This window comes from Roseiarcus sp. (assembly GCF_049514155.1).
In the GTDB taxonomy this organism is placed as follows: Bacteria; Pseudomonadota; Alphaproteobacteria; order Rhizobiales; family Beijerinckiaceae; genus Roseiarcus.
In genome coordinates this window covers 1-6,836 of record NZ_JBEKVH010000183.1, presented here as the reverse complement: position 1 = coordinate 6,836, position 6,836 = coordinate 1, and the positions used below count along the sequence as shown (strand labels likewise).

Genomic DNA, 6,836 nt, shown 5'->3' with positions numbered 1-6,836 from the left:
CCTTGCGCTTGCCGGTCTGCGGGTCGAGATCGCCGAGCGAGGCCGACGGCAGCATGCCGAGCGAGCCGGTCAGCATCGCGGCGACGTCGGACAGCATGTCGCCGAACAGATTGTCGGTGACGATGACGTCGAACTGCTTCGGCCAGCGCACCAGCTGCATGCCGAGCGCATCGGCGAGCTGGTGCTCGAGCTCGACGTCGGCGAATTCGCGCTTGTGCAGGGCGACGACGACCTCCTTCCACAGCACGCCCGACTTCATCACGTTGTGCTTCTCCGACGAGGTCACCTTGTTGCGGCGCTTGCGCGCGAGATCGAAGGCGACGCGGGCGATGCGCTCGATCTCGAACGTGTCGTAGACCTGGGTGTCGATCGCGCGCTTCTGGCCATTGCCGAGATCGAGGATCTGCTTCGGCTCGCCGAAATAGACGCCGCCGGTCAGCTCGCGCACGATCATGATGTCGAGCCCCTCGACCACTTCGCGTTTCAGCGACGACGCGTCGGCGAGCGCCGGATAGCAGATCGCCGGACGCAGATTGGCGTAGAGCGCGAGGTCCTTGCGCAGGCGCAGCAGGCCCGCTTCCGGCCGCGCCTCATAGGGGACGTCCGCCCATTTCGGCCCACCGACGGCGGCGAGCAGCACCGCGTCGGCCGCCTGGGCGCGCGCCATGTCGGCTTCCGAGATCGCCGCGCCGTGCGCGTCGTAGGCGCAGCCGCCGACCAGGCCCTTCTCGGTTTCGAACCGCGCCAGGCCGAGCCGCGCGCAGGCGCTCGCGACCTTCTCGACTTCGGCCATCACTTCGGGGCCGATGCCGTCGCCGGGGAGAAGGAAGAGCTTGTAAGTCGCCATGACGCGCCGTCGCTGTGTTGGGGATGCGACGCTTGCTAGACGATTTCGGCGCCGGGGAAAAGCGGCGCGAGAAAAAATGACGGCGGCCGGCCCTCCTCGTCCTTCGAGACGCCCGCTTGCGCGGGCTCCTCAGGATGAGGAGGCATGGCGGCTCTCGCGGCGCCCACTGAGCCCTCACCGTGAGGAGCCCGCGTCAGCGGGCGTCTCGAACGGCGAGGGCGCCGGGGAGGCGGCGGCGACGGAACGTGCTAGACGGTTGGCGGCGCCAGACGCACAAGGGCAGACGGTGACGACGATCAGCAACATGACGGCCGACGCGTTCGTCAAGCGGCCGCCGCGCGAGACGCGCTTCTTCCTCGTTCACGGCTCCGACGAAGGGCTCGTCCACGAGCGGGTCAAGGCGCTGGTCTCCGCGGCGCTGCAGGGCGCGGCCGATCCGCTGCTGCTGACCCGTCTCGACGGCGACGCGGTGGCGCGCGAGCCCGGCGCGCTCGCCGACGAAGTCTACGCGGTGTCGATGTTCGGCGGCGCGCGCGCGGTGTGGATCGAGGCGCAGGCGCGCGACCTGCTGCCGGCGCTGACGCCGCTGTTGGCGCGGCCGCCGGTCGATTGCACGATCGTCGTCGAGGCCGGATCGCTGAAGCGCGGAACGGCGCTGCGCGGGGCGTTCGAGAAGGCGGACAACGCCGCGTCGATCGAATGCTATCCCGACGACCGGCGCACGCTCGGACCGCTGATCGACGCCGAGGCGCGCGCCGCCGGCATGACCATCGCCGCCGAAGCGCGCGACTATCTGGTCGGGCTTTTGGGTTCGGACCGCGGCGCGACGCGCGGCGAGATCGCCAAGCTCATTCTCTACGCGCGCGGCAAGCCGCGGATCGAGATCGAGGACGTCGAAGCGATCGTCGCCGACGCCGCGCCCTCGAGCCTCGATGCGACGATCGACGCCGCGCTCATCGGCGACCGGGCGGCGCTGGAGGCGGGGGCCGGGCGCTATTTCGCCGACGGCGGCGACCCCGGCTTTCTGGTCACCCGCCTGGCGCAACGGCTGACGCTGCTGCATCGGCTGCGGCTGGAGATGGAGGCCGGCAAGAGCTTCGAGACCGCGGCGCAGGCGCAGAGCCTGCGCATGTCGCCGGCGGGGCGCGTCGCGCTGGCGAAACAGGCGGAGCGGTGGTCGGCGGCGTCGGCGGCGCGGCGCCTGCCGGCGGTCGCCGCGCTCGCCGGACGGGTGCGGCGCTATCCGCGGCTCGCCGAGGCGGTCGCGCTCAGGGCGCTGTGGGCGCTGGCGACGGGTCTGAGGTCCCAGCGCGAAATAAGGCGGACGGAAGACGTAGAATAGCGTTCGCGGCGCCGCGCCTCAGCGCGGGGCTTGGCTCAGCCGCCGGCAGAAGTCGTCGAGCTGGTCGAAATCGCGGAAGGCGATCTTGAGCTCGCCCGCCTGGCCGGAATGGCGGATCGTCACCTGGGTTCCGAGCGCCAGGCCGAGCTTCGCTTCGAGCGCGCGCGTGTCGGCGTCGATCGGCGCCGCGGACTTGGCGCCGCGAGGCCGCGGCGTATGCTCGGCGCGCTCGGCCAGCCGCTCGACGTCGCGCACGCTCAGGCCGCGCGCGACGATGCGGTCGGCGACGGCGTCGGGATCGGCGAGCGCCAGCAAGGCGCGCGCGTGGCCGGCGGTGATCTTGCCCGCCGCCAGCAAGGCGCGGCTGTGCTCGGGCAGGCCGATCAGCCGCAGCGTGTTGGCGACATGGCTGCGGCTCTTGCCGACGATGCGGGCGATGTCGGCGTGCGAATATTTGTAGTCGGCGCCGAGCTGGGCGTAGCCGTTCGCTTCTTCCAGCGCGTTGAGGTCGGCGCGCTGGACGTTCTCGACGATCGCCAGTTCGAGCGCCTCGCGATCGCTGACGTCGATGACGACGATCGGGATGTCGTGCAGGCCGGCGCGTTGCGCGGCGCGCCAGCGCCGCTCGCCGGCGATGATCTCGTAGGCGTCGGCGACGCGCGGAACGGGACGCACGATCACCGGCTGGATGACGCCGCGCTCGCGGATCGAGGCGGCGAGCTCGTCGAGCTCGTCTTCGCGGAACGCCTTGCGCGGGTTGCGCGGATTGGGCCGCAGGAATTCGATCGGTGCCTTGCGCGGCGCGCCGCGCCCGGCCGCCGGCTCTTCGCCGGCGTCGCCGATCAGCGCCGCGAGGCCGCGGCCGAGGCGCGGGCGGTGGTCGGCGTGACGGGCGGCTTCATCGGCCATCTCATTCTCCAGTGCGCGGCGCGCGCCTCAGGCGGCGCGCCAGCGGCCTTCGCGTTGAATGACTTCGGAAGCGAGCTTGAGATAAGCCTGGCTGCCGGCGCATTTGAGGTCGTAGAGCAGCACCGGCTTGCCGTGCGAGGGCGCCTCCGAGACGCGCACGTTGCGCGGAATGACGGTGTCGTAAACTTTCTCGCCCATGAAGGCGCGCACGTCGGCGACAACCTGGCTGGCGAACGAATTACGCGGGTCGAACATCGTCAGCACGATTCCGTGGATGGTGAGCCCCGGATTGAGCGAGCGGCGCACCTGGTCGACGGTCTTGAGCAATTGCGACAGGCCTTCGAGGGCGAAGAATTCGCACTGCAGCGGCACCAGCACCGCGTCGCTCGCGGCGAGCGCGTTGATCGTCAGCAGGTTCAGCGACGGCGGACAATCGATGAGGACGTAAGTGATCGGCTCGTCGTCATTGTCGCGGGCGAAGAAGGTCTTCAGCGCGTTCTTGAGCTTGTAGGAGCGGTCGGAATCGCCGGCGATTTCGAGCTCGACGCCGAGCAGGTCCATGGTCGAGGGCGCGATCATCAGTCGCGGCACCGCGGTCGGCGTGACGACTTCGGCGAGCGTGCGTTCGCTCATCAGCACGTCATAGGTCGAGGCGATGCGCGACTTGCGGTCGATGCCGAGCCCGGTCGAAGCGTTGCCCTGCGGATCGAGGTCGATGATCAGCGCGCGTTCGCCGATCGCCGCCAGCGCGGTGCCGAGATTGATCGCCGTCGTGGTCTTGCCGACGCCGCCCTTCTGGTTGGCGAGCACGAGAATGCGCGGCAGGACAGCCGGCTTGGCCTCGGCGGCTTCGTTGACGGTCGGCAAGGCGTCGCTCATGAACAGGCCTTCAAACGGCTGCGCACCCGAAGAATCGCCGCTTCGGGGTCGAGTTTGCTGGCGAGAATGTCGATCGTCAGATCAGCCGCGGCGGGAAGGGCCTCGAGCTGCGTCTCGGCCGAGCGTCCGCGCGGAAAAACCCCAACCGCGCCGTGCATGATCCACACATTGGCCAATTCGACCAGTCGCGGCAAGGGGGCGAAGGCGCGGGCGACGACCGCGTCCACAGGCAGCAGGCTTTCGGGGGCGATTGCCTCGACCCGCTCGGCGTGAACCTCGGCCGGCGCGCCGGTGGCGCGTGCGACTTCGCGCAAAAACGCGCATTTGCGCCGGTCGCTATCGATGCAATGGACGCGCGCGCCGGCGACGTCGGCGAGCAGGATGGCGATGACCATGCCGGGAAAGCCGGCGCCCGAGCCGAGATCGACCCAGCGCCGCGCGTCGGGCGCGAGCGGCGGGAGCTGGGCCGAATCGGCGACGTGGCGCGTCCACACTGCGGCGAAGCTCGCCGCGGAAATGAGATTGGTGACGTTGCGCCAGCGGGCGAGCAGGTCGACGTAGATCGCGAGCCGCGCCTGAGCTTCGGGCGAAACCGGAACCAGCGCCAGCGCGCGGGCGCGGTCGGCGTCCGGGGAGGGGTGTTTCACGTGAAACAGGGAAGGCTTGCCCTCATCCGGCGCTTCGCGCCGCCCTCTCCCGCGAGCGGGCGAAGGGCGTCTCCCCTCTCCCGCTTGCGGGAGAGGGGCAGGGGGTGAGGGCCGGTCACGCATCGGCAGTCTGGCGTCCGCGGCGACGCGCATGCACGGCGATCAGCGCCAGCGCGGCGGGGGTCGCGCCCTCGATACGGCCGGCCTGGCCGAGGCTCGCCGGGCGCGCGGCGAGGAACTTCGCCTTCAGCTCGTTGGAGAGGCCCGACAGGCTGGCGTAGTCGAGGTCGGCGGGAATCGCCAGCGCCTCGCTGCGGCGGTGGCGCTCGATGTCGGCCTCTTGGCGGTCGAGATAGACGGCGTATTTGGCGTCGGCCTCGAGCCGCCGGGCGAGCTTCGGCGGGATGGCGGCGAGCTCGGGCCAGACGCGCGCCAGCGCCTCGAGGGTCAGATGTGGCTGGGCGGCGAGCTCGAAGGCGGAACGGCGCACGCCGTCCTGGTTGATCGCGACGCCGACGGCGGCGAGCGCGGTCGGCGCCGCCTTGGCCGCCTCCATCATCGCCCGACCCGCTTTCAGGCTGGCCGCCTCGGCGCGGTGGAAGGCGGCGCGCGCGTTTCCAACGCAGCCGAGCGCGACGCCTTTGTCGGTCAGCCGCTCGCCGGCGTTGTCGGCGCGCAGCGACAGCCGATATTCGGCGCGCGAGGTGAAGATGCGGTAGGGCTCGCTGACGCCCCGCGTCACGAGATCGTCGATCATCACGCCGAGATAGGATTCGGCGCGGTCGAAGCGCGCCGCCTCCAGCCCGCCGGCCTTACGCGCGGCGTTCAGGCCGGCGACCAGGCCCTGCGCGGCGGCCTCCTCGTAGCCGGTGGTGCCGTTGATCTGGCCGGCGAAGAACAGGCCGCTGACGCGCCGGGTCTCCAGGCTGGCGTCGAGCTCGCGCGGGTCGACGTAGTCGTATTCGATCGCATAGCCCGGCCGGACGATGCGCGCCTTCTCCAGTCCGGGAATGGTCGCGACCAGCGCCGCCTGCGCCTCGGCCGGCAGCGAGGTCGAAATGCCGTTGGGATAGACGGTCGCATCGTCGAGCCCCTCCGGCTCGAGGAAGATTTGGTGGCTGTCGCGGTCGGCGAAGCGGACGACCTTGTCCTCGATCGACGGGCAATAGCGCGGGCCGCGGCCGGAGATCGCGCCGGAATAGACGCCGGTGCGATGGGCGTTGGCGCGCACGATCGCGTGGCCGGCGAGGTTGGTGCGGGTGATGTGGCAGGGAACCTGGGGCGTCGTGATCGCCTCGGTCAGCGCCGAGAACGGCTCCGGCGGGTCGTCGCCGGGCTGGACCTCCAGACGCGCCCAATCGATCGTCGTCCCGTCGAGCCGCGGCGGCGTGCCGGTCTTGAGCCGCCCGAGCGTAAATCCGGCCCGATCGAGCGCATGCGCCAGCTCGACCGACGGCTTGTCGCCGACCCGGCCGGCCGGCGTGCGCTGTTCGCCGAGATGGATCACGCCCCTGAGGAAAGTGCCGGTGGCGACGACCAGCGCCGCGCAGGCGAGTTCCCGGCCGTCGGCGAGTTCGAGGCCGCGAATCGCGCCCTCGGCGATGACGAAGCGGCTTGCCTCAGCCTCGATCACGGTCAGGTTTTCGGTCTCGCCGATCAGCCGCTGCATCGCCAGGCGATAGAGCTTGCGGTCGGCCTGGGCGCGCGGCCCCTGCACCGCCGGGCCCTTGCGGCGGTTGAGGACGCGGAACTGGATGCCGGCGGAATCGGCGGCGCGGCCCATCAGCCCGTCGAGGGCGTCGATCTCGCGCACCAGATGGCCCTTGCCGAGCCCGCCGATCGCCGGGTTGCAGCTCATCACGCCGATCGTGTCGAAGCGCTGGGTGACCAGCGCCGTATGCGCGCCGAAGCGCGCCGCCGCCGCCGCCGCCTCGCAGCCGGCATGGCCGCCGCCGATGACGATGACATCGTAAGAACCGGACACCGACGAACGCTCCACAAACTAGCGCGTCATGGCCGGGCTTGACCCGGCGATCCAGGCGCCGACCGCAGACGGTCGCGCGCGTAGCGCCGTACCCTTCGACACACCCTGGATGGCCGGGTCAAGCCCACGGCTGTCCGGTTCATGTTGGGCTCCAGTTTAGCGAGAGTTGCTGCGAGTCGAGCGGCGAGGGTCTTTGCGGTTGCTTGAGGCGGGTGAAATCCTTGCGAT

At 70.7% G+C, this 6,836-nt stretch carries 6 protein-coding genes; 1 reads left to right on the top strand and 5 read right to left on the bottom strand.

The genetic code is table 11. The features are described from left to right. Positions 1-847: 3-isopropylmalate dehydrogenase (gene leuB / locus ABSF49_RS18995; RefSeq protein ID WP_424114209.1), on the bottom strand; the 847-nt coding region annotated here is incomplete at its 3' end. A 286-nt stretch (positions 848-1,133) separates the two neighbouring features. On the opposite strand from leuB, the gene holA reads away from it, so the two are divergent. After that, positions 1,134-2,189, top strand: coding sequence for a DNA polymerase III subunit delta (gene holA / locus ABSF49_RS18990; RefSeq protein ID WP_424114208.1), 1,056 nt, complete (start codon positions 1,134-1,136; stop codon positions 2,187-2,189). 18 nt (positions 2,190-2,207) lie between these two features. Here holA and ABSF49_RS18985 read toward each other — a convergent pair whose 3' ends face one another. The 4 genes from ABSF49_RS18985 to mnmG all read right to left on the bottom strand — a co-directional run bounded on the left by ABSF49_RS18985 (position 2,208) and on the right by mnmG (position 6,608). Further along, positions 2,208-3,098 carry a ParB/RepB/Spo0J family partition protein gene (locus tag ABSF49_RS18985; protein WP_424114207.1) on the bottom strand — a complete coding sequence of 297 codons (891 nt, stop codon included), beginning with the start codon at positions 3,096-3,098 and terminating at the stop codon, positions 2,208-2,210. Positions 3,099-3,125: 27 nt separating this feature from the next. Then, positions 3,126-3,977, bottom strand: a complete 852-nt coding sequence (locus ABSF49_RS18980; protein ID WP_424114206.1) for a ParA family protein — start codon at positions 3,975-3,977, stop codon at positions 3,126-3,128. Then, positions 3,974-4,624: a 16S rRNA (guanine(527)-N(7))-methyltransferase RsmG gene (locus ABSF49_RS18975; protein ID WP_424114205.1), complete on the bottom strand. Its 651-nt coding sequence runs from the start codon at positions 4,622-4,624 to the stop codon at positions 3,974-3,976. The genes ABSF49_RS18980 and ABSF49_RS18975 overlap by 4 nt, the downstream gene beginning before the upstream one ends. A gap of 115 nt (positions 4,625-4,739) precedes the next feature. Next, positions 4,740-6,608: a tRNA uridine-5-carboxymethylaminomethyl(34) synthesis enzyme MnmG gene (gene mnmG, locus ABSF49_RS18970; RefSeq protein WP_424114204.1), complete on the bottom strand. Its 1,869-nt coding sequence runs from the start codon at positions 6,606-6,608 to the stop codon at positions 4,740-4,742. Positions 6,609-6,836: the final 228 nt, after the last annotated feature.